General features: G+C 67.0%; 3 protein-coding genes. All 3 read left to right on the forward strand.

Annotation, left to right across the window (positions count from 1 at the left end; translation table 11 throughout):
- The first annotated feature begins 210 nt into the window (after positions 1–210).
- Genes IRZ30_RS16560 through IRZ30_RS16570 form a run of 3 tightly spaced genes read left to right on the forward strand, consistent with a single transcriptional unit; the run spans position 211 to position 3,166 of the window.
- Positions 211–1,158 (forward strand): ABC transporter permease, encoded by a 948-nt coding sequence (locus IRZ30_RS16560; RefSeq protein ID WP_294086758.1) that lies wholly within the window; start codon positions 211–213, stop codon positions 1,156–1,158.
- 12 nt (positions 1,159–1,170) lie between these two features.
- Positions 1,171–2,073 carry an ABC transporter permease gene (locus IRZ30_RS16565; RefSeq protein ID WP_294086759.1) on the forward strand — a complete coding sequence of 301 codons (903 nt, stop codon included), beginning with the start codon at positions 1,171–1,173 and terminating at the stop codon, positions 2,071–2,073.
- Positions 2,074–2,107: 34 nt separating this feature from the next.
- Entirely contained in the window at positions 2,108–3,166 is a 1,059-nt protein-coding gene (locus IRZ30_RS16570) for a CapA family protein (protein ID WP_294086762.1), read from the forward strand.
- Positions 3,167–3,377: the final 211 nt, after the last annotated feature.

A 3,377-nucleotide genomic window follows, 5' to 3' on the forward strand; every position in this document is an offset into this window, starting at 1 on the left:
CCCCCCCGCGGGCGCCCCCCCGGGCGGGCGGCCCCCGGCCCGCCCCCGCCGCGCGGGCGGCAACTCGGTCCTCACCTCCCCGCCCCCGGATGACGCACCGACGGACGGCGAATCGCCCCCGGGACGCCACCGTCGGAGCCGGGTCCGGAGCGGGGTAGCGGAGGAAACCCGACGTTGACAGCCGTCGACCGACGCTGATTGAGGAGAATCGTGGGCGCCTATCTCATCCGCCGATTGTTTCAGGCGGTCGTGCTGCTATTCATCGTCAGTATCGTCACCTTCATGTTGATCCATTCGGCACCGGGTGGGCCGTCGCTGCTCTCCAACCCGGAGCTGAGCCGCGAGGACATCGAGCGGATGCGAGAGCAATTGGGCCTGAACGATCCGCTCCCAGTTCAGTACGGCCGCTGGCTGAAGAACGTCTTACAGGGGAACCTCGGTCGCAGCTACAACACCATCGAGCCGGTCGGTAGCTTGATCGCGGACCGGCTGCCCAACACCCTGCTGTTGACCGGTATCGCTCTGCTCCTCTCCATCGGGCTGGCAATTCCCCTGGGGGTGATCAGCGCCTTACGGCGCAACTCGGCGCTCGACCGGATCGTCGCCGGGGTTAGCTTTTTCGGGGTCTCGATCCCCGTCTTCTGGCTCGGCATCATCCTGATCATCGTCTTCTCGATCCAACTGAAGTGGCTGCCAGCCGGCGGGATGGCTACCCTGGGCGAGGACTTCTCCCTCATGGACCGGATCAAGCACCTGATCATGCCGACCATCGTGCTGGCCACGGCCAACCTGGCGGAGCTGACCCGCTACACCCGTTCCGGCATGATCAGCGTGCTCAGTGAGGACTACATCCGCACCGCCCGCGCAAAAGGGCTGCACAACAAGGTCGTCGTGATCCGTCACGCCCTGCGCAACGCGCTGATCCCGGTGGTCACGGTCATCGGCGTCCTCCTGCCGCGTGCGGTCGGCGGCGCGGCGATCACCGAGACGGTGTTCTCGTGGCCCGGCATGGGCCGGCTCGCGGTCGAGGCGGCGAGCACCCGCGACTACCCGGTCGTCCTGGGGGCGACCCTCACGGTGGCGATCGTCGTCGTGATCAGCAGCCTCCTCACGGATCTGGTGTACGGCTATCTCGACCCGCGCATCCGCGTGGGCTAGGGGACGGCGCGGATGGCACAAGCACAGACCCTGAGCCGAGAAGAGATCGAAACGAAGCGGGCACCTCGCTCGCTGGGGCGGATCGCCTGGCAGCGCTTCGTACGGAACCGCGTGGCGGTGCTGTCGGCCGTGTTCCTCATCGTGATGTACCTGGTCGCGCTGTTCGCCCCGGTCCTCGCGCCGTACGACCCGAACGAGGTCGACATCCTCAATACGCACGCCCGGCCGTCCCGCGAGCATCTGCTGGGGACCGACGAGAGCGGCCGCGACGTCCTCTCTCGCGTGATCGTCGGCTCGCGGGCATCGATGAGCGTCGGCGTCATCGCCATGGTGATCTCAATCGCCATCGGGTCGCTCGTCGGCGCGGCGAGCGGCTACCTGGGCCGCGCGGTGGACAGCGTGCTGATGCGGCTGACCGACGGGATGATGGCCATCCCGTACTTCTTCCTCGTTCTCATCGTCGTCGCCGTCTTCGGGTCGAGCTTCCGCAACATCGTTATCGTCATCGGCGTGACCAGTTGGATGGTGGTCGCCCGCATCGTGCGTAGCGAGGTGCTGCGCTACCGCAACCTCGAGTTCGTCCAGGCAGCGAGGGCCATCGGCGCCTCGAATGCCCGCATCCTGTTCCGGCACATCGTGCCCCATACCGTCCCGTCGATCATCGTGGCCGCGACGCTGGGCGTGGCCAACGCCATCCTGCTCGAATCAGCCCTCAGCTATCTCGGGCTCGGCATTCAGCCGCCGCAGGCCAGTTGGGGCAACATGCTGAGCAACTCCCAGGCATACCTCTGGGAGAACCCACTCCTGCCGATCTACCCCGGCCTGCTCATCCTCTTCACCGTGCTCGCCTACAACTTCCTCGGCGACGCGCTGCGCGACGCCCTGGACCCGCAGTACCGCGAAGGGAACCTGTAGGTCACCAGTGGTGAGTTTGGAGGGAAGGACAGCCATGCAGAGTCGACGCCCGACCACGGTCAGTCTGGTCGGAGACGTCATGATCCGAACGCCGTTCGCGCAGCAGCCGGCCGCTCAGGATCCCGCCTTTACCGCGGCCGTCGCCGAGATGCGCAGCGCCGACCTGGTCGTCGCCAACCTGGAGATGCCGCTGTCGACCCGCGGCTACCGCGTCCCCAAGCACTCCAATCTCCGCTCCGATCCGGCGATCATCGACGACGTCAAGGGCATGGGTGTCCACGCCGTGACGCTCGCCAACAACCACATGATGGACTACGGCCACCCGGCGCTCTTCGATACGCTGGAGGCCTGCCAGCGAGCCGGCATCCTGCACTGCGGCGCCGGGGCCGATCTGGACGCGGCCAGCCAGCCGGCCTGGTTGACCCACGACGGCGCCCGCATCGCGCTCCTGAGCGTGGCGTCCACCCTGCCGGTCGAGTCCGACGCCGGACCCGGCAAGCCGGGGATCGCGCCCATCCGCGTTGGATTTTCCTTTGAGATCGACGCGAACCTGCTGGTCGAGCAGCCCGGCACCATGCCGATCGTGCGCAGTTGGACCGACCCCGCGGACCAGGAGCGCGTCTGCGAGCAGATCGCCGCGCTGAAGAAGGAGGCCGACGCGGTCATCGTCGGCATCCACTGGGGCGTCCCGGCCTACTGGCTGTCGCCGTACCAGGGGCTGCTGGCGGAGTACCAGCAGCCGCTCGGGCACGCCCTGATCGACGCGGGCGCCGATGTCGTCTGTGGCCACCACTCGCACTCGCTGCACCCGATCGAGATCTACAAGGGTAAGCCGATCTTCTACAGCCTTGGGAACTTCATCTTCGAGCGACCGCGCGGCTTCATGGAGCCGGAGTCGGTCATCGCCCGAGTCACCTTCGGGTCGGAGCTTGCGATCGAGCTGGTGCCTTTGATTCTGGATGAGGCGGGCTTCCCGCAGCTCGTCAGCGGCGCCGGCGCCGAGCAGGTCTTTGCACTGCTCAACCGGCTCTCAGAGCCCTTCGGGACACAACTCGAGATCAGCGGCGACCGCGCCAAGGTCGTCGTCGGGTAGGGAGGATGGGGAGCCACACCGCTCCCCGAGGAAGGATTCAGCGGTATGGATCGTCTAGCCGCAATCACACAGTGGACCGATCCGGAGTTGGAGCGGGAAATCGTCGACGCCGTCTCGCTCGACGTGCCCTGGAAGCTGATCGAGGACTTCTCGACCCTCCACCGGCTCTCCGGCTCGGAGGACGAGCGGCGCGCCGTCGAGCTCATCATCG

Source organism: Sphaerobacter sp., assembly GCF_019683595.1.
Lineage (GTDB): Bacteria > Chloroflexota > Chloroflexia > Thermomicrobiales > Thermomicrobiaceae > Sphaerobacter.